Genomic DNA, 22,602 nt, shown 5'->3' on the forward strand with positions numbered 1-22,602 from the left:
GGGCGGAACGCCACCGGCCTGCCGTGCCGTACTCCACGAGGAGTACGCGCGATCGCGCCGCCGGGCGGACGCCCCGGGCCCGGCGGCCGGTTTAGCGTGACAGGTATGGAAGAGCAGATCAGGCGCATCGGCTTCGGTCCCCCCTGGCTCAGGGGCGGGCACGTGCCGGGCGCCGACGGGGCGGGGGACGGCCCGGCCGGGGGCCGGAAGCTGTGGCGGCTGCCCTGGTTCAGCGGCGTGCTGATCGCCGTCTTCGTCTCGATCGGCTCGGGCTTCGCCGCCCAGGGGCAGCCGGAGCGCGAACAGCTCGACGCGTTCGCGCGCGCCCTGCTGCTCATCGGGCCCGCGCTGCTCGTCGTGCGCTACCGCTACCCGGTCCTCTGCGTCTTCGGCGTCGCTCTCTCCGCGATGCTCTACCTCGGCGCCGGCTACGCCTACGGCCCGATCTTCCTCACCGTCGCGGTCGCCTGCTTCGCCGCGATCGTCTCAGGACACCGAAGAGCGGCCTGGTGGGCGATCGGTCTCCTCTGGGCGAGCCATCTGCTGGTCGGCCATGTGCTCTACCCCCATCTGCCGCCGAGCGGCGACGCCGGCGCCGCCTGGGGGCCCGAACTGGGCGTCGCCGCCTGGGTCGCGGCCGTGCTCGTCGGCTCCGAGCTCGTCAGGGTGCGCCGGGAGCAGTGGATCCACGACCGCCGGGAGCGAGCCGCCGCCGAGGCGCGCCGTGCCGACGAGGAGCGGCTGCGTATCGCGCGTGAACTCCACGACGTCCTCGCCCACTCCATCTCCGTCATCAACGTCCAGGCGGGCGTGGGACTCGCGCTCATCGACTCCGACCCGGAACAGGCCCGGACCGCGCTCACCACCATCAAGGCCGCGAGCAAGGAAGCGCTGGGTGAGGTACGGCAGGTCCTCGACACGCTCAGGACCTCCGGCGACGCCCCGCGTACCCCCGCGCCGGGACTCGACCGGCTCCCCGAACTGGTCGAGCAGGCCGCCGGAGCCGGGCTGAGCGTCGAACTCGAAACCGAGGGCGACCGCGTCGCGCTGTCGCCCGGCGCCGACCTGGCCGCCTTCCGTATCGTCCAGGAGGCCCTCACCAACGTGGTGCGCCACTCCGGCTCCCGTACCGCACACGTCCGGATCGGCTACGGCGCCGGCCGGCTCACCCTCCGTATCGACGACGCGGGCCCCGCCACCGGCGACGAGGCCGGTGGCGGCGGCAACGGACTGGTCGGGATGCGGGAGCGCGCGGCGGCCCTCGGTGGCACCATCGAGGCGGGCCCACGCCCGGACGGGGGTTTCCGCGTACGGGCCTCCCTTCCCCTGAAGCCGAAGGAGACACCGTGATCCGAGTCCTGCTCGCCGACGACCAGTCACTGGTACGGGCAGGCTTCCGCGCGCTGCTCGACGCCCAGCCGGACATCGAGGTCGCCGGCGAGGCCGCCGACGGGGAGGAGGCGCTGCGCAAGGTACGCGAACTCGCCCCGGACGTGGTCCTGATGGACATCCGGATGCCGGTGATGGACGGGCTCGACGCCACCCGTGGGATCACCGAGGACGGAGGACTCGACCAGGTGAAGGTGGTCATGCTCACCACCTTCGAACTCGACGAGTACGTCTTCGAGGCGCTCCGTTCGGGTGCGTCGGGCTTTCTCGTCAAGGACACCGAGCCGGAGGAACTGCTGCGCGCCGTAAGGGCGGTGGTGGACGGCGACGCGCTGCTGTCGCCCGGTGTGACGCGGCGGCTGATCGCGGAGTTCGCCTCGCGCTCCAAGGCGCCGGCCGCCCTGGACGGTCTCGGTGAACTCACCGAGCGGGAGCGGGAGGTGATGGCCCTCGTCGGGATCGGGCTCTCGAACGAGGAGATCGCCCGCAGGCTGGTGGTCAGCCCGCTCACCGCCAAGACCCATGTGAGCCGCACGATGGTGAAGCTCGGCGCCCGCGACCGGGCCCAACTGGTCGTCAGGGCCTACGAGTCGGGGCTGGTACGGCCCGGCTGGCTCGGCTGACGGCCGCCCGTCAGGCCTCTCGGGGAGCGCGCGCCTGACCGGTCCTGTCGCTCAGCACGCGGACGAATGCCCCGAGGGCCGCCGCCTGTATGAGTACGGAGGCGATGAGCGCCACGTAGCCGAACGCGGACGACGAGGCGAACGACTCGCCGATCAGCGATCCGCCGGCGAAGAAGAGGAAGACGGTGGGCGCCGCGAGGAAGAACAGCCACACGCCCGCGAGCGACGCGTCGTCGTGGTGCACGAACAGCGTGTCGACGGCCACGAAGACCGCTGTCGCGGCCACCACGGCGAGATAGATCCGCGAGGCCCGGTTGCCGTAGATCAGTCGGGCGGCGCCCTGGGCGAGCCGGGCCAGTGCGTTCAGGCGTCCTGACTTCATGGTGCGTTCTCCCGTGTCGGTTGGCTGCCTCCATCGTGGGGCGGACCGAACTGATGTGCCTGAGTACGGCTACTCATCCTTCTTGGGGCGCCGAACGGGCCGGTACCTCCGCGGGGACGCCTGCCCGGATCCGGCCGGCGGATACGTCCGCGGGGGCAGGCGCCGAGACGCCGCGCGCCGAGTACGCGATGAGCGCCGCCACGCCGGCCAGCAGGGCGACGGTGGTGAGCGCGACGGGCAGGGAGAACCAGTCCGCGAGGAAGCCGATCGCCGGTGGTCCCAGCAGCATGCCGCCGTACCCGAGTGTGGACGCGGCGGCGACCCCGCTCGGACCCGCGAGCGCACCGGCCCTGGCCACGGCCACCGGGAAGATGTTGGCGAGGCCGAGTCCGGTGATCGCGAAGCCGAGCAGCGCGAGCCAGGTAGTCGGCGCGAGCGCGCCGAGGAGCATGCCGAGCGCGGCGAGCACACCGCCGGTGACCAGGGTGCGGGTCTGGCCGAGGCGTTCGAGCAGGGCCGTACCGGACAGGCGTCCGATCGTCATGGCGAGCGCGAAGAGCGAGTAACCGGCGGCGGCGAGCCCGGCGTTGGCGTGCAGGTCCTGGGCGAGGTGCAGGGCACCCCAGTCGGCGAGAGCGCCTTCCCCGTACGCGGTGCACAGCGCGATCACCCCGAAGAGGACGACCAGCCCGCGGGTACGCCGGTCGAGCCGCCGGGGAGCCGTTGCGCTTTTCCTCGCGGCAGTGGGGTCCGGGGCGCCGGCCGGGGGAGCCGTGTGGCGCAGCAGCGAGGGTCCGGCGAGCGCCGTGACGAGGAGGCCGACGCCCGTGAGGGCGAGGAGGTGCGCCGACGCGGAGAGACTGTCGGCCACCAGCCCGCCGAGTCCCGCGCCCGCCATGCCGCCCAGGCTGAACGCGGCGTGGAAGCTGGACATCACGGGACGGCGCAGCGCGGCGACGAGATCGACGGCGGCGCTGTTCATCGAGACGTTGAGCGAGCCGTACGCGGCACCGAAAACGAGCAGGACCAGGCCGAGCGTCAGAACCGAGTGCGTCCGCGCGGGCAGCGCGATGCTCAGCGCCAGCAGCAGCGAGCTGACCACCGTCACCGGGTGGCTGCCGAAGCGACGGCACATCCGCCCCGTGAACATCATCGTGACCACGGCCCCGGCGGAGACGCCGAGGAGGGCCAGACCGAGGTCGCTCGCCGACGCGCCGGTCTGCTCCTTGATGGCCGGGATACGGACGACCCAGCCGGCGAAGAGGAAGCCGTCCAGGGCGAAGAACACGGTCAGAGTGATACGGAGGGGTGTGAGGCTGGAGAGTGAGGCATCGGCGGCGGGATCTCCACCGCGACCCCCCGACAGGGCCGTCCGGAGTTTGTTTAGGTTCGGCACAAAAGAAGGATAGGGGCTGGGCGCTGTCTTGTCGATCGGGCCGCGAGCCCGGCAGGACACCCCCTGCGGGCCGTTCCGTACAAGGCGGCGGTTCGCAGCCGGGATCATGGGAGACTCACCCATATGAACGGCAAGGCAACGACGACCAGAACTCGACTGGAGAGAGGCCGCAGCGCGCTGGGCCCCGCACTGGAACTGGTCCACACGGGCCGCGCGCCCACCCGTGCCGTGCTCACCACGGAGCTGGGCGTCACCCGCGCGACAGCCGGCGCCGTCGCCGCCGAACTGGAAGCGCTCGGCCTGATCCGGGTCGACTCCCGCCCCGGCGCCGCCGCAGGATCCCAGGGCCGCCCCTCGCACCGCCTCGCCGTGGACGACACCGGCCCCGTCGTCCTCGCCGCCCAGGTCCACGCCGACGGTTTCCGCGCCGCACTCGTCGCCCTCGGCGGCCGTACGGTCGCCACCGCGCCCGGCTGCGTCACCGTCTCCTCCGACCCCGCCCAGGTGCTCGGCGAGGTCGTCGCCGAGGGCGCCGCCCTGCTGCGCGAGAGCGGCCGGCGCTGCGTCGGCGCCGGTCTCGCCGTCCCCTCGGCGGTCGCCGAGCCGGAAGGCACCGCGCTCAACCCGCTGCACATCGCCTGGCCGGCGGGCGCCCCCGTACGCGACCTCTTCGTCGAGCAGGTGCGCGCCGCGGGCATCGAGGGTCCCGCCTTCACCGGCAACGACGTCAACCTGGCCGCACTCGCCGAACACCGGCACGGCGCGGGCCGGGGGGCCACCCAACTTCTCTGCGTCGCCACGGGACATCGCGGCGTCGGCGGCGCGCTCGTTGTGGACGGCCGTCTGCACACAGGCAGTTCGGGACTCGCGCTGGAGGTCGGCCATCTGACCGTCAACCCCGAGGGCAGGCCCTGCCATTGCGGCAGCCGGGGCTGTCTCGATGTCGAGACCGACCCGCTGGCGTTCCTCGACGCGGCCGGCCGGGACCCCGGCCCCGAGGTCTCGCTGCTTGAGCAGTCGCGTGACCTGCTCCGTACGGAGTACGCCGACCGGACCGTACGGGCGGCGGCCGAGGAGCTGATCGACCGGCTCGGCCTCGGGCTCGCCGGACTTGTGAACATCCTCAACCCGGACCGCGTCATCCTCGGCGGTCTGCACCGCGAACTGCTCGACGCGGACCCCGCCCGGCTGCGCGCCGTCGTCGCCGACCGCAGTCTGTGGGGCCGCAGCGGAAGCGTGCCGATCCTCGCGTGCACGCTCGACCACAACAGCCTGGTGGGCGCCGCCGAACTGGCCTGGCAGCCCGTCCTGGACGACCCGCTGGCCGCACTGACCTGAGCGGGCTCCGCGAAGCCGGTGCGGACCCGGACGACCACGTCCCGAAGCCCCGCGCCCGCGGGGACACCCGCGCTCGAAGCCCCCGCGCCGCCCGCCACCCGTCCGGCCGCACCGCAGACGGTTCACCACCCCATCGCGGGTAGGTCACCACCTATGACCGAGAAGCCGTCCGGCGCGGAACCCGCCGCGCCGCCCCCGCCGCGCTGGTTCCGGCGCCTCGACCGGTGGCTGCGTGCCTCGCCGCTCGGGCTCGCCTGGAGCCGGGGGCGCGACATGGAGCTGATGCACCGGGCCATGGGTTTCGCGGCGCTCGGCTTCCTCACCCTCGTCCCCGTGCTGGTTCTGGTCGCGGCGGCCGAACCGTCGAGCGGCCAGGGCTTCGCGCGCTGGCTCGGCCAGGCCATCGGCGTCACCCACGAGTCACAGACGCAGGTCGAGAAATTGTTCGGGGTGCCCGACACGGCGCTCCAGCGCACCACCGCCTTCGGTCTCGCCGCGCTCGCCGTCTTCGGACTGACCTTCGGCTCCGCCGTCCAGACCGGCTACGAGAAGGTCTGGGACCTGCCCACCGCCCGCTGGCACACCATGTGGCGCCATGTCATCTTCCTCGCCCTGCTGGTCCTCGCGCTGCTCGGCTTCACCAACACCCCCAGCCCCGGCGACCCCGTCATCGGCGCCCTGGTGGTCGTTGTGCTGGACGTCATCGGCACGTTCCTGTTCTTCTGGATCGCCCAGCGCCTGCTGCTCGGCGGGCGGGTCCGCTGGATCGCGCTGCTGCCGGGCGCCGCGGCCACCACACTCGGCATGCTCGGCCTGCGGGGTTTCTCGCAGCTCGTCTTCTCGCCGCTGATCGCCTCCAGCGCCGTCACGTACGGCCCGTTCGGCACCGTCCTGGTCGTCCAGTCCTGGCTCGTCGGCGTCGGATTCGTCGTCTACGGAGGCGCGCTGGTCGGCCGTCTCGCCCACGAGGGCCGGGTGTTCCGCCGCCTGAAGGACCTCGACGAGAGCTGAACCCGCCCCGGTGGCCGTCGCGGGGAGCAGCCGGGACGGGCCCGCGTACTCCCCGGGAGGTACCCGTACTGCCGCTGGCCGTACGACGACTCGAACCCCCTCCCGGCGCGACTCTCGGAAGCGACAGAGCACATCGCGACAGTCGTGAACCGAGGAGTTGATCAGGATGAACACCCTTGCGCACAGTGGCGGACCCGGCCCCTGGATCCTGCTGTTCCCGCTCATCTGGGCAGCCGTGATCGTCGGTGGCATCACCCTCCTGCGCCGTACCGTTTGGCGCGGACGCCGGGGTGGACCCCCTTGGCGGTCCGGCGGCTTCGGCCGGGACGCACGGGACGTACGCGACGCCCGGGACCCGCGGGACACGCGGGACGCGCAGTCGCCGATCGCGATGCTGGGCCGGCGGTTCGCCTCCGGTGAGATCGACGAGGACGAGTACTGGCGCCGGCTCTCGGTCCTGGACGAGCAGTTCGGCCGTACGGGCAAGGGCGGTGCGGCGTGACGACCACCCCCGCGACCGCCACCACGGCGGCCACCAGCACGGCGGCCACCGTCACCGCGTACGCAGCCCGGGTCGTCGACGCGGTGAAGGTCTACGGCGGGGGCGACACGGAGGTGCGGGCCCTGGACGGGGTGAGCGTCGGCTTCCCGGCCGGCCGCTTCACCGCGATCATGGGGCCCTCGGGCTCCGGCAAGTCCACGCTCATGCACTGCGCGGCCGGACTCGACACCCTCACCTCCGGCTCCGCGCTCATCGGCGACACCGACCTGAGCACGCTGGACGACCGCAGGCTGACATTGCTGCGCCGCGAGCGCGTCGGCTTCGTCTTCCAGGCCTTCAACCTCATCCCGACCCTGACCGTCGCCGAGAACATCACCCTCCCGATGGACCTCGCCGGAGCCGCGCGGGACGACGAGTGGTACGACGCCCTCATCGATGTCGTCGGTCTGCGTGACCGTCTGCACCACCGCCCGAGCGAACTGTCCGGCGGCCAGCAGCAGCGCGTCGCGGTGGCCCGAGCCTTCGCGGGCAGCCCCGACGTCGTCTTCGCCGACGAGCCCACCGGCAATCTCGACTCGCGCTCGGGCGAGGAGGTCCTGCGGCTGCTGGGCAGCACCGTGCGCCGTACGAACCGCACCGTCGTCATGGTCACGCACGACCCGGTCGCCGCCGCCCACGCGGACGAGGTCGTCTTCCTCGCCGACGGACGCCTCGTGGACCGGGTGCCCGACCCGACGGCCGAGCGGGTGCTCGACCGGCTGAAGGCCTTCGACACCAGGACGTCCGGCGCGCCCGTCGGCGGTACGTCCGCGAGCGGCGGCCCGGGGGCGCGGTCATGAGCGGGACCCGTGCCTCGTTGCGTATCAGCGTCTCCGCGCTCCGCGCGCACAAGCGGCGCTTCGCCGGCACCTTCACCGCCGTCCTGCTGGGCGTGGCCTTCCTGACGGGCACTCTCGTCATGGGCGACACCCTGCGCGGCAGCTTCGACACCATGTTCGGCGACGCGGCGGGCGGCACCGACGCCGTCGTCCGCGGCGCCGACGTGGTGACGGTGCCCGGCGACGCGCTCGGCACCCGTGAGCCGGTCGACACCGGCCTGATCGGGACGATCGAGCGGGTTCCCGGCGTCGCGGCCGTCGCGCCCAAGATCGAAGGCGCCGGACAGCTGGTCGGCTCCGACGGCGAGCCCGTCGGCGGCCAGGGCCCGCCCACCGTCGCCGGCAACTGGATCGACGACGACCGGCTCAACCCGTACCAGCTCGCCGACGGCAGGCTGCCGGAGAAGAGCGGTGAGGTCGTCGTCAACCGCGGCGCCGCCGAGGCCGGCGGGCTGAGGATCGGCGACACCACCGTGCTCCGCACCCCCGACCCCGTACGGGTGACGGTCGTCGGCCTGTCGACCTTCGGCGGCGAGGACGGCATGGCCCAGGTCACCTACACAGGTATGACCAGGGCCGACGCGGAGAAGTACCTCACGCCGAGGCCCGGCGAGGCGGCGAGCATCCAGGTGCGCGCCGGTCCCGGCACCGGCCAGGAGGAACTCGTGGACTCCCTGCGGACGGTCCTGCCGTCCGGCGTGGAGGCGATCACCGGACAGGAGTCCGCCGACGAGAACCAGGAAATGATCTCCGGCCAGTTCCTGAGCCTGTTCACCACGCTCCTTCTCGTCTTCTCCTGCATCGTGCTGCTCGTCGCGACCTTCTCCATCCACAACACCTTCGCCATCGTGGTGGCCCAGCGCACCCGCGAGAACGCGCTGCTGCGCGCGCTCGGTGCCTCCCGCCGCCAGGTCGTGGGCGCCACGCTCGCCGAGGCGAGCGCCGTCGCGCTGGTCGCTTCGGCCGTGGGGCTGCTCGGCGGGACCGGTATCGCCGCCGGGCTGCGGGCACTGTTCCCGGTCATCGGATTCCCCTTCCCCGAGGGGCCGTTGGTGATCAGCGCGCTCTCGATGCTGCTGCCGCTCGCCGTCGGCCTGATCGTCTGTCTCGGCTCGGCGCTCCTGCCCGCCGTACGGGCCGGGCGCACGGCACCGCTGGCCGCGCTGCGCGAGACGGCCGTGGACGACTCGGGCGCCTCCAGGACCAGGGCGGTCGTCGGTACGGCGCTGGGCCTGGCCGGGATCGGCACGATCCTGGCCGGCGTCTTCGCCGCACCGTCCCTCCCGCTCGCCGGAACGGGCGCCGTCCTCGCCCTCGCCGCCTTCGTGGTGCTCGGCCCGGTGGCCTCCTCCTACGCCGTACGGCTCCTGGGCGGGCCGCTGGACCGGCTGCGCGGTGTCCCGGGCGCCCTGGCCAAGCGCAACGCCCTGCGCAGCCCCAAGCGCACGGCGGCGACCGCCACCGCGCTGATGATCGGGGTCGCCGTGGTGTCCCTGTTCACGGTCTTCGGCGCCTCGCTGAAGGCGACGATGGACCAGACGGTGTCCCGATCCTTCGCGGGAGACCTCGCGATCAGTGTGCCGGCCTTGGGCGGAGGCGGCAGCGGGCTGAGCCCCGGCCTCACGCCGGCCCTGGCCGAACTCCCCGAAGTGGACTCGGCCGTGGGGCTCGGCAGGGGAGTGGCCGAGGTCGACGGGGACGGCCGTCAGCTGACCGTCACCGACCCGGTCGCACTCGCGAAGGGCTTCGATCTCGGGTCGGTGGACGGCTCGTTCGACGGATTCGGCACCAACGGCATCGCCGTGTCGCGCCCGCAGGCCGACGAGAGGAACCTGCGGACCGGCGGTACGACCCAACTCACCTTCACCGACGGCCGGAAGGAGACCTTCACGGTCAGGGCCGTCTACGAGCGGTCGGAACTCGCGGGCGACTACGTCATCACCCGCGCGGCCTGGGCCCCGCACCGTACCCAGGACGCCGACACCCTCGTCTCCGTCACCTTCGCGGACGGTGTGCCCGCCGCCGAGGCGACGGCCGCCGTGGAGAAGGCGGCGGCGCCGTTCGGCAACCCGGACGTCCAGACGCGCGACGAGTACGCCGAGACCTCCGCGGGAGCCATCGACATGATGCTCACGCTGATCTACGCGCTGCTCGCCCTCGCCGTGGTCATCGCGCTCCTGGGCATCGCCAACACCCTCACCCTCGCCGTCCACGAACGCACCAGGGAACTGGGCCTGTTGCGCGCGGTCGGCCAGACCAGGGCGCAACTGCGGGCGATGGTCCGCTGGGAGTCGGTGCTGGTGGCCGCCTTCGGTACGGCGGGCGGACTGGCACTCGGCGGGCTGCTCGGCTGGGTCGTCGTCAAGGCGGCGGAGGGCGCGGGAGACACCCCCTTCGCCTTCGCCGTGCCGCCGGCGCAGCTGGTGATCGTCGGGGTCGTAGGCGTCACGGCCGGAGCCGTCGCCGGCTGGCGGCCCGCGCGCCGGGCGGCACGGCTGGACGTACTGCGCGCCATCGCCACCGAGTGACGCGGTGACGCCTCGGCAAGGCGTGGTGCGCCCCCGCCCGGTCAGCCGACGACGGCCGACCGGGCGGCGGTGTGTTCGCGTTTCCCGGTCACGGTCCGGAAGCCCGTGAAGGGGCCGCCCGCCGGGGAACCCGGCGAGAAGGGTCCGTCGGTCGTGGCGCCGTACAGCCGGTGCCGCGGCGGAGCGGCGCCCGACGGGGCGGGCAGCGTGAACCAGATGACCTTTCCCGCGTCACCCTCCGCGCGCACCCCCCAGCTCTCGCTGACCGCCTCGATGAGGGCGAGTCCGCGCCCGCACACATCGAGCGGATCGGCCTCCCTGATGGTCGGCAGGCGCGGGTCGTGGTCATGGACCGAGACCGTGAGCCGGTCGAGCAGCAGTCTGATGTCGACGGTGCACATCTTGTCCGGCTGTGCGTGCCGGTGGACGTTGGTCAGCAGCTCGGTCACGCCGAGCGCGGCTTGGTCGATGAGTGGGTCGAGCTGCCAGTAGCGCAATTGCGCGGAAACGATTCTGCGGACCTGGCGGATCCGCGACGGCAGGGCCTGGAGCTCCACCGTGCACTGCCTGTTCGGCTGGCTGATCACGGCTGCGACTCCCCGATTGAGGTCCGGAAGAAGGCATGAGATCAAATCCAGCAGCTCACTCGCGAGGCTCGCTGCTGTCGTGCCCGGCGGGGCTGGATCGCAGCGTCACCACCGGTTCACCCTGAGTGATGTACACCAGAGTGAACCATGTGCTACAGGACCGCAACTCGCGGCGCCCGGCGTCAGGTCTTCGCCGTACCCGCCCTGCGTACGGTCTCCAGGAAGCGCCCCGCCAGCAGCCGGCCCTCCGGGCGCCGGCCGTCCCCGCCCATGGTCAGCCGGTAGCGCGTGCCGTTCACGGTCGCCACCGTGCTGTCGTCACCCCGGAACCACGGCTTGCCCGCGTGCACCGCCCGCAGCGGCGCGCTGTCGATGACCCGCCCGTAGCTGGTCAGAAGCGCCAGTCTGCCGTCCTGGATGAGCACCCGGCCCGCTTTGGTGAGCGAGCGGGGCCAGCGCTCTATCTCGACGCCGCTGGCACTGAACTCCGGCTCCGCCATGGCTGATCCGCCCCCTTCGTGCTGCTCCCTGCAGTGAAGTCTGCACAACTCGACGCGTGGACGCCAGAGCGACTTCCCCCGAGCTCGCCGACGACACACCGAGTACACATCAACAGCATATCGACGCCACGTCGATGGCGGGCCGACAGCCGGCCCGAACTGCCGCCCGCCGCCCGGCGGGCCCGTGTCCAAGGCGCGGCTATGGATACCCAAAGGAACCGTTTGCGCAGGTCGAGGGCTTACTGTTGCGCCGGGACGGGCACCGGCGGGACGAAGGACGGCGCGCATGACGGAGCGGCAGCAGACCATCGACGTGAACCGCGGCGACCCCGCGTACCGGGCCTGGCTCAAAGAGGCCGTACGCAAGGTCCAGGCCGACGCCAACCGCTCGGCCGACACCCACCTCCTGCTCTTCCCGCTGCCGGAGCGGTGGGGCATCGACCTGTATCTGAAGGACGAGTCCACCCACCCGACCGGGAGCCTCAAACACCGCCTCGCCCGCTCGCTGTTCCTGTACGGGCTCTGCAACGGCTGGATCCGCCCCGGGAAGCCCGTCATCGAGGCGTCCAGCGGCTCGACCGCGGTCTCGGAGGCGTACTTCGCGAAGCTCATCGGCGTCCCGTTCATCGCGGTCATGCCGCGCACCACCAGCCCCGAGAAGTGCCGCCTCATCGAATTCCACGGCGGGCGCTGCCACTTCGTGGACGACTCGCGCAGGATGTACGAGGAGTCGGCGAACCTCGCGGCCGAGACCGGCGGGCACTACATGGACCAGTTCACGTACGCGGAGCGGGCCACCGACTGGCGGGGCAACAACAACATCGCCGAATCGATGTACCAGCAGCTGCGGTTGGAGCGCTACCCGGAGCCCGCGTGGATCGTGGCGACCGCGGGCACCGGCGGCACGTCGGCGACCATCGCCCGGTACGTGCGCTACATGCAGTACGACACCATGATCTGCGTCCCCGACCCGGAGAACTCCTGCTTCTTCGACGGCTGGACGCGCCGCGACCCCCAGGCGAGCGGCGACCGGGGCTCCCGGATCGAGGGCATCGGCAGACCGCGGATGGAACCGAGCTTCGTGACCGGAGCCATCGACCGGATGATGAAGGTGCCGGACGCGGCGAGCATCGCCGCCGTACGCCTGCTGGAGCGCAACATCGGCCGCAAGGCGGGCGGTTCGACGGGCACCGGGCTGTGGAGCGCGCTGAAGATCGTCTCCGAGATGGTGGCCGACGGCCGCAGGGGCAGTGTGGTGACGCTGATCTGCGACCCGGGCGAGCGCTATCTCGACAAGTACTACTCGGACGACTGGCTGGCCGCGCAGGGCATCGGCATCGCGCCGTACACCGGCACGATCGAGGACTTCCTGCGGACGGGCGTCTGGCCGGTGTAGAAGGCTCGGTCAGCCGGCCGGCGACGCGCCCAGCCGGCGGTCCAGCCGGCGCAGGGACACGGTGAACGCGCGTGCCATTCCCGGGCGGAACGCCCGCAGGAAGAGGAGGAAGGGCTTGCTGCCGTCCGCCGCGAACGTCCAGCTCACCCGCGTACCGGTACCGGCGGGAGTCAGCCGCCAGTCCTCAAGACCGGCCAGCGGACCGGGCATGTTCGAGGTGTCGACCCGGTAGGCGTAGCGGACGTCCGGCTCGGCGACGCGAATCGTCTCGGTGAACTTCCCGCCCATCCGCAGGCGGATCTCATGTCCGCCGGGCGTCTGCCGCGCCGCGGTCGCGGGCGTGAACCACCGGGGCCACGCCTCGGTCTCCTCGGCCAGCGCCCGGTACACGGCGCCGGGCGGCGCGCTCATCTCACCGCCGAACACCAGCCGCAGGGGCGCGGACTCCGCGAACCCGGCGTCGACGGCACGCAGCTGACGGACTGCCATGAACATCACGCCCCAGGGAGATCGACGGCCGGTCGTACGGCCGGAGCCTACGCTCCGTCAGCACTCAGGGCCCGGAGGCCCCGCCGCGCAGCAGCCCGTCGACCACCCGGCCGAAGACGACACGTCCCGCCCGCGCGGTCAGGCCGTCGAGGAAGCGGGGGAGGAAGCCGACGCGCAGCTCCTCCGACCAGCGCACCAGCGTGCGCCCGCCGGCCTCCGACGAGGCATCCGTCCCCGTGTCGGTTTCCGTCTCCATGACCTCGATCTCGGCCCACCCCGTGATCACCCGGCCCCGCTTCTCCAGCCGGCAGTGGCCGGTGCTCCCGGCCGCCGGCGGCACCCAGCGCACGACCTCCATCGGGTCGTCGAACCGCACGCGCCCGAGCCCCGTACGCGCCACGAACACCGTTCCCGCGGCCGTCGGCCCCGGCGTCCGCACGAGCGTCCGCGTCAGCGGCACCCGGTGGCCGTGCGCCGGCCAGTCGGTGATCCGTCGCCAGGCCTCGTCGGCGGGCAGGGACGTACGGCGGGCGACCCGGAAGACGGTCACCGGTCCGCCGGCTCCCCGGCGACCACCAGCCCGGGGAGATGCTCCGTGATCTCCTCGCGCACCTCGGGCGACAGCCCCGCGTCCGTGACAAGGGTGTCGACCTGGTCCAGCGTCGCGAACGAACTCAGGCCCACCGTCCCCCACTTGGTGTGATCGGCCACGACCACCACCCGGCGCGCCGACCGCACGAAACGGCGGTTCGTCTCCGCCTCGGCCAGATTCGGGGTCGACAGACCGGCCTCGGCGGAGATCCCGTGCACCCCCAGGAAGAGCACATCGAAGTGGAGCGAGCGGATCGCCTGGTCGGCGACCGGGCCGACCAGCGAGTCCGATGGCGTGCGGACCCCTCCCGTGAGCACGACGGTGGCCGCGCCCGCGCGGTGACCGCCCGACGTACCCGCCGGCTGCGCGGCATGGAACACGTCCGCGACCCGCACGGAGTTCGTCACGACCGTCAGATCGGGCACGTCCAGCAGATGGTGCGCCAGCGCGTATGTGGTCGTACCGCCGGACAGGGCGATCGCCCGGCCGGGCACCGCCATGGCTGCCGCGGCCCGCGCGATGTCCTCCTTGGCGCTCAGCTCAAGCTCCGACTTGGCCTCGAAGCCCGGCTCGTGAGTGCTCGCCTCGACCACGGGGACGGCGCCGCCGTGCACCTTCTCGATGACGCCGAGCCGGGCGAGCGCGTCGAGGTCCCTGCGGACCGTCATGTCGGAGACATTGAGCTTGCGCGTCAGCTCGTTGACGCGGATACCCCCGCGCCGGCGCACCTCGTCGAGGATCAGGGCCCGTCGCTGTTCCGCGAGGAGATTCTGGTTGTCGCTCACCACCGGGGCCTGTCCTTCCACGTCGGCGTCGTGCGCGGGCGCCGTACTCAGCTGATCATCAGGGCTCCTCATCTTCCCACGCTGTTGGGCCCCGTACGCAGGTGTCGGCCCGCCCCGGCCCGGGGACACCCCCTTGGGGCGGACACCACCCGCCGGACACCACCCGCCGGACATCACCCCCGCCGGACATCACCTGAGAGCGAGTCATCGACGTGTCCTCTGAGCCCACCGCCGACCCCAGCGGCGGCGCCGCGCTCGAACTGCTGGTCCACGGCGTCGGCGGCGCCACCCCGCAGGAGATGCTCTCCGATCCGAACACGGTCCGGATCACCGGCGACGAGACGGCGGCGATCTACCGGCGCCCCGATGACGAGGACGCCGAGGCCCACCCCGAGCGGTACGAGAACGGGCCGGTGCCCGAGGCGTACTGCTGGTCCAACCTCACCTCCGGCAACGCCAGTCGCGCCCTGTGGCTCCTGCTGCTTCCCTTCATGGTCGTCAACCTCGCGCACTGGATGCGCCCGGCGACCAACGGACTCGGCAGGACCCAGCGGCTGTACGGGGTGCTCGTGCGGCTGCTCGCCCTCACGCTCACCGTGCTGCTGACCGCCGCCGCCTGCGAGGTCGCGCTCGACCTGGTGGCCTGGCAGTGTGCGGGCTCCGCCGGCTGCGCGGACGAGCGGTCCTGGCTGGGCTTCCTGTCCGCCACGGGGGACGGCTGGTGGGCGCAGCCCGGCCGCCGGCTGGCGCTGGCCGCTCTGGTACCGACCGCGCTGGTGGGCCTCCTGTGGTATCTGTCCAACCGGACCTGGAGCGCGTACGAGGCCCAGCGCCCGCCGACGGACGCGACCGACGCCGGTCCGGGCGCGGGCAGGAAGGAGCCGGACCCGGAGGTCGTCAACACCCCCGGCGCCCCCGGCACCACGGAGGCCAGGGACGCCTACCGGCCCGCGCTCGCCAGGCCCGGTTTCTGGTACGGCCGCCGGCTCGTCGCCCGCCTGCGCGCCGCGCACACCGCCGCCGGATTCCTCACCGTCGCGGGCGCGGTCACCGGCGCCACCGCCCGCTACGACCGTGGCGCCGCCGGCGCGACCCGTGAGGTGGCCGGCTGGCTGCTCCAGGCAACTCTCGTCGCCGGTGCGCTCGTTGTGCTCTGGGTGGTGTGCAGCAGGGGCCGCAGCGAGCGCAAACGCGACGGCACGCTCGACAAGGCGCTCATCAGCCGGCTGCCCGCCGTCTCTCTCGCCCTGGTCGGCGTCGCGGTGGTGTACGCGGCCTGGTCCCGCCCCGACTGGGTCTCATCCGGCACTCTGCCCGGCGCAGTCACCTTCCCGGTGCTGATGATCGCCCAGGGCGTCCTCGTCGTCGCTCTCGCGGCGGCGGCCTTCTCCCTGCACCGGCGCGCCCCGCACGCCAGGATCGCGCTGTCCGGCCTCGGCGGGCCCGCCGTCGCCATGCTGGCCTGCGCCCTGGCCGGGGTGATGACCGGTGGCGTGGCCCAGCGGGTCGCCGACTGGCTCGACGGGCCGGGGACACCGGGCATGGGGGAGGGGGCGATCGTCGGACCGCCGGTGCTGCTGAGCTGGCAGGCGGCCGTCATCCCCGTCCTGCTGGTGCTCCTGGTGATCCCGGTCGTCGTCCTCGCCGTACGCACCGTGCTCACCGGCCGCCGCCTCGCGCCGGTCGTGGAGGCGGAGTACGGGTCGCCGGACGCGAAGGTCACCCCGGACTCCATCCGCAGCCGCCGGATCGCCGGCACCCGTGCCCGCGCCCAACTCACCGACGCCGCACCCTGGTTGGTCGGAATAGTCTCCGGTGCCACACTCCTGCTCGGCGCGGGCGCCGTCGTCGGCGCCTGGCTGAGCGGGGACGTGCCGGGCCGGGCCGCCGAGGGCGGACCCGCGCTGATCCAGTCGATCGCCGACACCGCGCAGGCGCTCGGCTCCTGGCTGATCGGCTTCGGCTTCATCCTCTTCGTGACCTGGGGCCGGCGCGCCTACCGCGACGCCTCCGCCCGGCGCACCATCGGCATCCTCTGGGACGTCGGCACCTTCTGGCCGCGCGCCTCGCACCCCTTCGCGCCGCCGTGCTACGCGGAACGCGCCGTACCCGACCTCACCTGGCGGATGGCCTCATGGACCGCCCGCACCGGCGGACGCCTCGTCATCTCCGGCCATTCGCAGGGCAGCGTGCTGGCCGCCGCCGCCGTCTGGCAACTGCGCGAGGGCACACGCCACCAGGTGGCGCTGCTGACGTACGGATCACCGCTGGAGCGGCTGTACGGCCGCTGGTTCCCCGCCTACTTCGGTGCCGCGCCCCTCGGCGATCTGGGCAGGGGGGTGCACTGCTGGCGCAATCTGTGGCGCGCCACCGACCCGATCGGCGGCCCGGTCCGGCTGGACGCGGACGGCGAGGGCGAAGGACCGGCCGTGGACCGGGGGCCGCTCAAGGACCCGCTCGCCTACGGCCGTACGGAGCGCCACCCGCTGCCCGAACCGATCCTCGGCCACTCCAAGTACCAGGCCGATCCCGTATTCGCCGAGGAGCGCGCGGCGCTGCTCGACCGGCTGCCGCCCGCACTGCCCGCGCAGCGCGACGGCGCGAAGGACAGGCAAGGGAAGGGCGCCCGGAGTCAGGGGAGTTCGGGCAGATCGTCCGCGTAGAGGAGCGTCAGGTCGTCCGTGCTGGTCTCCGGCAGCTGGGCGACCCTGCTCGCGTGCTGCTCCACCATCGACTCGAACGTCTGGCGCGCGGTGCGGCCGTTGCCGAACGCCGGCCCCTTGGGCAGGACGGCGAAGTACTTGAGCAGAGCCTCGGCGGTGCCCGCACCCAGCCGGTACTCGTGCTCGTCGGCCTGCTGCTCCACGATCCGCAGCAGTTCGTCCGCCTCGTAGTCGTTGAAGGTGATGGTGCGTGAGAAACGGGACGCCACACCGGGGTTGACCGCGAGGAAGCGCTCCATCTCCACCGTGTACCCGGCGACGATCACCACCACCGCGTCCCGGTGGTCCTCCATCAGCTTCACCAGCGTGTCGATCGCCTCACGCCCGAAGTCGCGCCCCGAGTCCTCGGGCGACAGCGCGTACGCCTCGTCGATGAACAGCACACCGCCACGCGCCCGGTCGAAGGCCTCCTGCGTACGGATCGCGGTGGAGCCGATGTGCTCACCCACCAGGTCCACCCGGGAGACCTCCACGAGATGACCGCGCTCCAGCACCCCGAGCGAGGCCAGGATCTCGCCGTACAGCCGGGCCACCGTCGTCTTGCCGGTACCGGGGGAGCCGGTGAAGACCAGATGGCGGCGGGCGGACGCGGCCTTGAGCCCGGCCTGCTGCCTGCGCCTGCCGACCTCGATCATGTTGGTCAGGGCGCGGACCTCGCGCTTGACGCTCTCCAGGCCGACCAGCGCGTCGAGTTCACCGAGGACCTTGCCCGGTTCCCGTACCGGCTCGGCCGGAGGCGCGTCCGGCGCGGGCGCGGCGCTCTGCGCCGGGACCCCGCTCAGCAGCCCGGTCGTCTGGGTGGCCGTCAGCACGGCGGCCGGCTGCGGGGCGGCGACCAGCACACCGCTCTCGTCGCTGGTGCAGTCCTCCACGGTCGGCCCGGCCCCGGGGCCATCGGCGCCCGGCGCGGCGCTGTCGGGGAACTCGTAACCCCCGCGCGCGCAGCGCTCGGTGCGGCACCGCGTCAGCGTCGTACGGCAGCCGTCCATCACATGGAAGCCGTAACCGCCGCTGCCCGTCACCCGGCAGTCGTGGAACGTGCCCCGCCCCTCGGCGGAGACGTAGAAACCGGCCTCGGCGGGCGAGGTGATCGTGCAGCGCTCGATAGTGGGGTCGGCGCCCTTGGTGACGATGACACCGGTCTGCGCGCCGTCGATGGTGCAGGAGTTGAGCGTGCCACCGCTGCCGTGGTCACGGAACCACGCGCCGGTGGCCGCCTCCCTGATCCGGCAGTCGTCGAGCTGAGCCGTCGCGCCGTCGCTCACCGAGACGGCGGTGTTACGCACCTGGGAGAGGTCGCTGTCCACCACGTCCGCGCGCGATCCCCGGTCGAGGACGAACAGCGCGTCCGGTACGTCGTGCACGCGGCACGAGTCGAGGACCACCGTCGCCCCGTCGCTCACCCAGACCGCCGGGTAGTCGCCCGTACTGTCGTGTATCTCGCACTGGTTGGCGTCCACCCGGGTGCCCGGGTCCCAGACCGACAGACCGTTGCGGCCGAAGCGCCGCACCGTGGAGCGGGTCAGCGTCAGTACGGAGCGGGAGCGCAGATCGACCGCGTTCTCCGGGATGTCATGGATGTCGCAGTCGGAGAGCGTCAGCACCGCGTCCGTGTCGAGCGTGATGCCGTCCGCCGACGTGCGGTGGACGCTGGAGTCGGTGAGATGGGCGGCGGCGCGCGAGGCGATCTGCACACCGGTGCCCTTGATCTCGTACACCTCGCAGCCGACCGCCTCCAGACCGCTGCCCTCACCGGTGACGGTCAGTCCGCCGCCCGACGCGTGGTGGATCCGGCACCGTTCGAGCCGGGGGTGCGCTCCGCCTCGTACGGAGACGCCCGACTGCCCGGCCGCGACCACCTCGCAGTCCTCGAAGACCCCGCCGGCGCCGTCGAGTACGGCCACACCGACCCCGGCGGGATTGTCGACGGTGCAGCGGCGGACGGTCGGCCGCGCGGCGCCGCGCACCTCTATTCCGGCGGCCGAGCGGGTGACGACCCGAAGGTCCGTCAGCTCCGGGGTGCCGTCCTCCACGAGCAGCGCGGGCGCGGTCGTGTCCTGGCCCTCCACATGCAGGTCGTGGACGGTCGCCGAGGCGCGCACCGTCAGCGGCACGCCGTCCGGCGGCGCGATCCGCACCGAGCCAGCCGAGCCCTCGGGCCCGCGCAGTGTGACGGCGCGCGTGACGACGAGATTCTCCCGGTAGGTGCCCGGCGCGACGGTGAGTATGTCTCCGTCGCTCGCGGCCTCCAGGGCCGCGGCGAGAGAGGCGTATTCGCCGGTACGGCGGCGCCAACGCGAGGTGCCGGTGTGCGTCACCTGGACGGTGCCCTGTGCCATGGTGTTGTTCTGTCCCCACCTTGTGCGCCTGCGCGTCTGTGCCGACCGGACCCGCTTCCGGGTCGGTTCGAAGATGTCCCGGCCGTCACAGAGGACCGGGGTCGCACCACCGTAGCGCGCGCGGCACCGGTGAGTTGACCCAAGAGCGGTTCCCGCGGTGGTTCGGGCCACCGGGAGAAGTGCCGCCTGGCCTCCGTGTTCAGCTGCCCGCGCCCGTACGGCCCCAGTCGGGACCGGCCTTGGCCCAGGCGATGTCGAGGCGCGCGTACCGGCGCTGATTCAGTTTCCACACGATCAGCCGCCGGCCGGCCTCGACCAGACCGGCGGCGACAGCGGCGACCCCGAGGCCCGCCAGCACCGCGTGCGTACGGGCGGTGGTGAGGTCCAGCGGACGCCCGGCGAGCCGCCCTTCGCCGTCCGTCCAGACCGGGAACGTCTCGCCAGGCCGGATGCGCGCCGGCGCCGAACGGACGACGCCGGTCCGCCGACTGCCGTCCTGTGCCGTCCACTTGGCGATCACGGGCCGGCCGGTGTCGCGCGCGGCCGAGGTCTCGGGATCGAACGTCACCCGGGCGGGCGCGGAGGCATGGCGGAGCACCAGGGCCTGTGTGCGATGGCGTTCCTCGTGCTGGGCCTGGATCGTCCGGCGGAACGCGCCGTCGGTGAGGGAGCCCGAGAGCCAGCCGATCGCAGGCACGGCGAGGATCATCAGGAGGAGGGCGGCGAGCGCCACCCATGCCTCGACAAGATCGGTCTTTCTACGCAGCGGGTTGTGCCGCCAGCGCCGCAGTCCCACGACCGCTCGCATCGTGCCGCGCCCCTTCCGGTTCCGTCCGTTCCCCTTCCTTTGTCCGTCTTAGCCCTGTGGGAGGCTCCGCACGCACAAAAGGGCCGAAGGGAGAGCGAAATCACCCCTCGGTTCGACGGGTCGGATCGGGTCGGCGGTGGCGCGCGGGCGAGTTGGCAGCCGGACCTCCACCCCCGGGTGACGCCTGCGCCCTGCCCTGCTCCCTCTCCTCGCGGCCGTCCAGGGCCGCCCCGGTGTCAGTAACCCCGGCTCTGGTAGGGCCGGTTGTAGGGGTCGTCGTACTGCTGCGCAGGCGCGGGCGCCGGACGCGGTGCGGCGGGCCGCATGGCCTCGTACCCCGTCGGTGAGGCCGGCCGTTGCTGCTGCTGCGGCGGCCGGGGCTGCTGAGGACGCGGCTGCTGTGGCTGCTGCTGGGCCGGGTAGGGCTGCTGGTCGCCCTGGTAGCCGCGGGGCGGCGGAGCCTGCTGCGGAATGTAGGGCGCCGGTGCGTGCTGCAGCGGCGCGGGGTGCTGCGCCGGCTGCGGCTGGTACCCGCCGTACGACGGTGTGGGCTGCGAAGGAGCTGCCGGGAGGGCGGGTAGCGCCGAAGGCAGCGCCGGCAGATAGCTGTTGCTCTGATAGCTGCTGCCGGTGTCGTAGGCGGAAGGCACTCGGATCGGGGCGATCTGAGGCGTGCCCCGCTCCGCGACCAGTGAGTCGTAGATCGGGGTGTCCGGGAACGACGGCGCGGTGTAGTAACCGCCGCCGTAGGTGGCGCGGGGGGAGGTCATGGAACATAAGTTAAGCCCACGATGTGCCGGTTGGGGAGTCCGATTAGTGGGTTCTTTCGGGAGCTCTGGGCCACTTCGGATCCCCAATGCGAGCGAACTTGGGAAAATCGGTCGTCCGGCCGCGTTGTGATCGTGTAAAGGGCAAGCTCCAGAGGGGTTACTCGTCGGTCCGCACGGGCGCGATGGCCGCTTCAGCGATTAGGTTTGGCGCAACGGAAAACTCTGGGTCAACAGACTCTCGATGGGGGCGAGCATGTCCATGCTTAAAGGAGCCAATGTTCCGGTCGCGGCACCGAGCGTGCGTGTCGAATTGGGATGGCGTTCAGCGCCCGGGACGCCGGACGTCGACGCCTCGGCGCTCCTGCTGAAGGCCGGAAAGGTCCGATCGGACGCGGACTTCGTTTTCTACAACCAGCCGTCGCACGCGTCGGGGGCGGTGCGGTACGACGGAAAAGGCACCGGCCCCGGCACGGTGACGGACACCGTGTCCGTCGACCTGGCGCGCGTGGAGGCCGACATCGACCGGATCGTCGTCTCCGCGTCGGCGGACGGCGGCAACTTCGGGCAGGTGCCCGGTCTGTACGTACGCGTCCTCGACGCGACGTCGGGCGCCGAGATCGCGCGGTACGACAGCCAGGACGCGACCGTCGAGACGGCGTTCGTCCTCGGCGAGCTCTACCGCCGGCAGGGCGCCTGGAAGTTCCGCTCGGTCGGCCAGGGCTACAGCAGTGGACTCGAAGGCCTGGCAACGGACTTCGGCATCAGCGTCGACGAGCCGCAGCGGGCGGCCCCCGCGCCCGTGGCCCCCGCCAGGCCGGCTCCGGCCGCGGCCCCCGCCCCGCCCAGGTACACACCCCCCGCACCGCCGGCGCCGCCCGCTCCCCCCGCCGCCGCCCCGGCGCCCGTGCGGCTCAGCAAGGTCACGCTGACCAAGGACGCACCGTCCGTCTCCCTGTCCAAGCAGGGCGGCAACTCCGGTGAGATGCGCGTCAACCTCACCTGGCAGGTACGCAAGCAGTTCAAGGGCTGGGGCGCCAAGCTGGGCCGCGCCGTCGCCATGCACGGCGATCTCGACCTCGACCTGTGCGCGCTCTATGAACTGACCGACGGCCGCAAAGGCGTCGTCCAGGCACTCGGTAATGCCTTCGGAGCGCTTCACCAGCCGCCGTTCATCCATCTCGACGGCGACGACCGCACCGGAGGTTCGGCGAACGGCGAGAATCTCAGCATCAACCTCGACCACAAGCACCAACTGCGCCGCGTCGTCATCTTCGTGACGATCTACGAAGGCGCGCGCAGCTTCGCCGATCTCGACGCGACGGTGACCCTCCAGCCGCAGAACGGCGCCCCGATCGACTTCTCGCTCGGCGAGTGCACAGTTCCCTCCACCGTCTGCTCGCTGGCATTGATCACCAATACCGGCTCCGATCTCCTCGTCCAGCGCGAAGCGCGATTCCTCGTGCCGGAACGAGGCGTCAGCCCGCAGCGCACCATCGACTACGCCTACGGCTGGGGCATGAACTGGACGCCCGGCCGTAAGTGACCCGGGTCCTCGCGCCGATCGGG

The 22,602-nt window shown here is 72.4% G+C and carries 20 protein-coding genes; 10 read left to right on the forward strand and 10 right to left on the reverse strand.

Going from position 1 to position 22,602, the window contains the following annotated elements:
* Positions 1-105 precede the first annotated feature (105 nt).
* Together ACFWV8_RS29745 and ACFWV8_RS29750 are read left to right on the forward strand one after the other, a co-directional pair.
* Positions 106-1,350 (forward strand): sensor histidine kinase, encoded by a 1,245-nt coding sequence (locus ACFWV8_RS29745; RefSeq protein ID WP_384210710.1) that lies wholly within the window; start codon positions 106-108, stop codon positions 1,348-1,350.
* Positions 1,347-2,012 carry a response regulator gene (locus tag ACFWV8_RS29750; protein WP_384210713.1) on the forward strand — a complete coding sequence of 222 codons (666 nt, stop codon included), beginning with the start codon at positions 1,347-1,349 and terminating at the stop codon, positions 2,010-2,012. The genes ACFWV8_RS29745 and ACFWV8_RS29750 overlap by 4 nt, the downstream gene beginning before the upstream one ends.
* 10 nt (positions 2,013-2,022) lie before the next feature.
* Here the strand turns inward: ACFWV8_RS29750 and ACFWV8_RS29755 are convergent, their stop codons facing one another.
* Together ACFWV8_RS29755 and ACFWV8_RS29760 are read right to left on the reverse strand one after the other, a co-directional pair.
* A complete protein-coding gene (locus tag ACFWV8_RS29755; protein ID WP_384210716.1) occupies positions 2,023-2,394 on the reverse strand; it encodes an SCO4225 family membrane protein in 372 nt (123 codons plus the stop codon).
* Positions 2,395-2,467: 73 nt separating this feature from the next.
* Complete coding sequence (locus ACFWV8_RS29760; protein ID WP_384210719.1) at positions 2,468-3,790, reverse strand: MFS transporter; 1,323 nt, start codon at positions 3,788-3,790, stop codon at positions 2,468-2,470.
* Positions 3,791-3,913: 123 nt separating this feature from the next.
* On the opposite strand from ACFWV8_RS29760, the gene ACFWV8_RS29765 reads away from it, so the two are divergent.
* From ACFWV8_RS29765 to ACFWV8_RS29785, 5 genes are all read left to right on the forward strand, one after another.
* On the forward strand, positions 3,914-5,128 hold the full coding sequence (locus tag ACFWV8_RS29765) for an ROK family protein (RefSeq protein ID WP_384210722.1): 1,215 nt from the start codon (positions 3,914-3,916) through the stop codon (positions 5,126-5,128).
* A 153-nt stretch (positions 5,129-5,281) separates the two neighbouring features.
* Positions 5,282-6,139, forward strand: a complete 858-nt coding sequence (locus ACFWV8_RS29770; protein ID WP_384210725.1) for a YhjD/YihY/BrkB family envelope integrity protein — start codon at positions 5,282-5,284, stop codon at positions 6,137-6,139.
* A 166-nt stretch (positions 6,140-6,305) separates the two neighbouring features.
* Positions 6,306-6,641, forward strand: a complete 336-nt coding sequence (locus ACFWV8_RS29775) for an SHOCT domain-containing protein (RefSeq protein ID WP_384210731.1) — start codon at positions 6,306-6,308, stop codon at positions 6,639-6,641.
* Positions 6,638-7,480 (forward strand): ABC transporter ATP-binding protein, encoded by an 843-nt coding sequence (locus ACFWV8_RS29780; RefSeq protein WP_384210736.1) that lies wholly within the window; start codon positions 6,638-6,640, stop codon positions 7,478-7,480. The genes ACFWV8_RS29775 and ACFWV8_RS29780 overlap by 4 nt, the downstream gene beginning before the upstream one ends.
* Positions 7,477-10,047, forward strand: coding sequence for an ABC transporter permease (locus tag ACFWV8_RS29785; RefSeq protein WP_384210742.1), 2,571 nt, complete (start codon positions 7,477-7,479; stop codon positions 10,045-10,047). The genes ACFWV8_RS29780 and ACFWV8_RS29785 overlap by 4 nt, the downstream gene beginning before the upstream one ends.
* 41 nt (positions 10,048-10,088) lie before the next feature.
* On the opposite strand, the gene ACFWV8_RS29790 is transcribed toward ACFWV8_RS29785, so the two are convergent.
* Together ACFWV8_RS29790 and ACFWV8_RS29795 are read right to left on the reverse strand one after the other, a co-directional pair.
* Positions 10,089-10,634, reverse strand: a complete 546-nt coding sequence (locus tag ACFWV8_RS29790; protein WP_384210745.1) for an ATP-binding protein — start codon at positions 10,632-10,634, stop codon at positions 10,089-10,091.
* Positions 10,635-10,816: 182 nt separating this feature from the next.
* Positions 10,817-11,134, reverse strand: a complete 318-nt coding sequence (locus ACFWV8_RS29795; RefSeq protein WP_329391328.1) for a hypothetical protein — start codon at positions 11,132-11,134, stop codon at positions 10,817-10,819.
* Positions 11,135-11,420: 286 nt separating this feature from the next.
* On the opposite strand from ACFWV8_RS29795, the gene ACFWV8_RS29800 reads away from it, so the two are divergent.
* A complete protein-coding gene (locus ACFWV8_RS29800; protein ID WP_384210752.1) occupies positions 11,421-12,530 on the forward strand; it encodes a PLP-dependent cysteine synthase family protein in 1,110 nt (369 codons plus the stop codon).
* 9 nt (positions 12,531-12,539) lie between these two features.
* On the opposite strand, the gene ACFWV8_RS29805 is transcribed toward ACFWV8_RS29800, so the two are convergent.
* The 3 genes from ACFWV8_RS29805 to ACFWV8_RS29815 form a co-directional block, all read right to left on the reverse strand.
* The gene (locus ACFWV8_RS29805; protein WP_384210758.1) at positions 12,540-13,019 is read right to left on the reverse strand and encodes an SRPBCC domain-containing protein; all 480 of its coding nucleotides are present in this window, start codon (positions 13,017-13,019) and stop codon (positions 12,540-12,542) included.
* Between the two features lie 64 nt (positions 13,020-13,083).
* On the reverse strand, positions 13,084-13,569 hold the full coding sequence (locus tag ACFWV8_RS29810; RefSeq protein ID WP_384210763.1) for an SRPBCC family protein: 486 nt from the start codon (positions 13,567-13,569) through the stop codon (positions 13,084-13,086).
* Positions 13,566-14,396 (reverse strand): DeoR/GlpR family DNA-binding transcription regulator, encoded by an 831-nt coding sequence (locus ACFWV8_RS29815; RefSeq protein ID WP_329392554.1) that lies wholly within the window; start codon positions 14,394-14,396, stop codon positions 13,566-13,568. Before ACFWV8_RS29815 ends, ACFWV8_RS29810 begins: the two co-directional genes overlap by 4 nt.
* A gap of 206 nt (positions 14,397-14,602) precedes the next feature.
* Between ACFWV8_RS29815 and ACFWV8_RS29820 the strand changes: the two genes are divergently transcribed.
* Positions 14,603-17,059, forward strand: a complete 2,457-nt coding sequence (locus ACFWV8_RS29820; protein ID WP_384210825.1) for a hypothetical protein — start codon at positions 14,603-14,605, stop codon at positions 17,057-17,059.
* Here the strand turns inward: ACFWV8_RS29820 and ACFWV8_RS29825 are convergent.
* From ACFWV8_RS29825 to ACFWV8_RS29835, 3 genes are all read right to left on the reverse strand, one after another.
* Positions 17,029-19,458, reverse strand: coding sequence for a right-handed parallel beta-helix repeat-containing protein (locus tag ACFWV8_RS29825; protein ID WP_384210767.1), 2,430 nt, complete (start codon positions 19,456-19,458; stop codon positions 17,029-17,031). The two genes, ACFWV8_RS29820 and ACFWV8_RS29825, sit on opposite strands and share 31 nt — an antisense overlap.
* Before the next feature lie 199 nt (positions 19,459-19,657).
* Positions 19,658-20,266, reverse strand: coding sequence for a hypothetical protein (locus tag ACFWV8_RS29830; protein WP_384210770.1), 609 nt, complete (start codon positions 20,264-20,266; stop codon positions 19,658-19,660).
* 236 nt (positions 20,267-20,502) lie between these two features.
* Positions 20,503-21,036 carry a DUF6643 family protein gene (locus tag ACFWV8_RS29835; RefSeq protein WP_384210773.1) on the reverse strand — a complete coding sequence of 178 codons (534 nt, stop codon included), beginning with the start codon at positions 21,034-21,036 and terminating at the stop codon, positions 20,503-20,505.
* A 253-nt stretch (positions 21,037-21,289) separates the two neighbouring features.
* Here ACFWV8_RS29835 and ACFWV8_RS29840 point away from each other — a divergent pair, with 253 nt between their 5' ends.
* Entirely contained in the window at positions 21,290-22,579 is a 1,290-nt protein-coding gene (locus ACFWV8_RS29840) for a TerD family protein (protein ID WP_384210777.1), read from the forward strand.
* Positions 22,580-22,602: the final 23 nt, after the last annotated feature.

It is taken from the genome of Streptomyces sp. NPDC058665 (genome assembly GCF_042714995.1).
Lineage (GTDB): Bacteria > Actinomycetota > Actinomycetes > Streptomycetales > Streptomycetaceae > Streptomyces.

What these genes read in the sequence shown, in the direction of transcription:
- ACFWV8_RS29805 (WP_384210758.1), bottom strand. Translation starts at nt 13,019, where the DNA reads ATGGCAGTCCGTCAGCTGCGTGCCGTCGACGCCGGGTTCGCGGAGTCC.
- ACFWV8_RS29830 (WP_384210770.1), bottom strand. Translation starts at nt 20,266, where the DNA reads ATGCGAGCGGTCGTGGGACTGCGGCGCTGGCGGCACAACCCGCTGCGT.
- ACFWV8_RS29765 (WP_384210722.1), top strand. Translation starts at nt 3,914, where the DNA reads ATGAACGGCAAGGCAACGACGACCAGAACTCGACTGGAGAGAGGCCGC.
- ACFWV8_RS29795 (WP_329391328.1), bottom strand. Translation starts at nt 11,134, where the DNA reads ATGGCGGAGCCGGAGTTCAGTGCCAGCGGCGTCGAGATAGAGCGCTGG.
- ACFWV8_RS29840 (WP_384210777.1), top strand. Translation starts at nt 21,290, where the DNA reads ATGTCCATGCTTAAAGGAGCCAATGTTCCGGTCGCGGCACCGAGCGTG.
- ACFWV8_RS29835 (WP_384210773.1), bottom strand. Translation starts at nt 21,036, where the DNA reads ATGACCTCCCCCCGCGCCACCTACGGCGGCGGTTACTACACCGCGCCG.
- ACFWV8_RS29825 (WP_384210767.1), bottom strand. Translation starts at nt 19,458, where the DNA reads ATGGCACAGGGCACCGTCCAGGTGACGCACACCGGCACCTCGCGTTGG.
- ACFWV8_RS29800 (WP_384210752.1), top strand. Translation starts at nt 11,421, where the DNA reads ATGACGGAGCGGCAGCAGACCATCGACGTGAACCGCGGCGACCCCGCG.
- ACFWV8_RS29785 (WP_384210742.1), top strand. Translation starts at nt 7,477, where the DNA reads ATGAGCGGGACCCGTGCCTCGTTGCGTATCAGCGTCTCCGCGCTCCGC.
- ACFWV8_RS29745 (WP_384210710.1), top strand. Translation starts at nt 106, where the DNA reads ATGGAAGAGCAGATCAGGCGCATCGGCTTCGGTCCCCCCTGGCTCAGG.
- ACFWV8_RS29755 (WP_384210716.1), bottom strand. Translation starts at nt 2,394, where the DNA reads ATGAAGTCAGGACGCCTGAACGCACTGGCCCGGCTCGCCCAGGGCGCC.
- ACFWV8_RS29775 (WP_384210731.1), top strand. Translation starts at nt 6,306, where the DNA reads ATGAACACCCTTGCGCACAGTGGCGGACCCGGCCCCTGGATCCTGCTG.
- ACFWV8_RS29770 (WP_384210725.1), top strand. Translation starts at nt 5,282, where the DNA reads ATGACCGAGAAGCCGTCCGGCGCGGAACCCGCCGCGCCGCCCCCGCCG.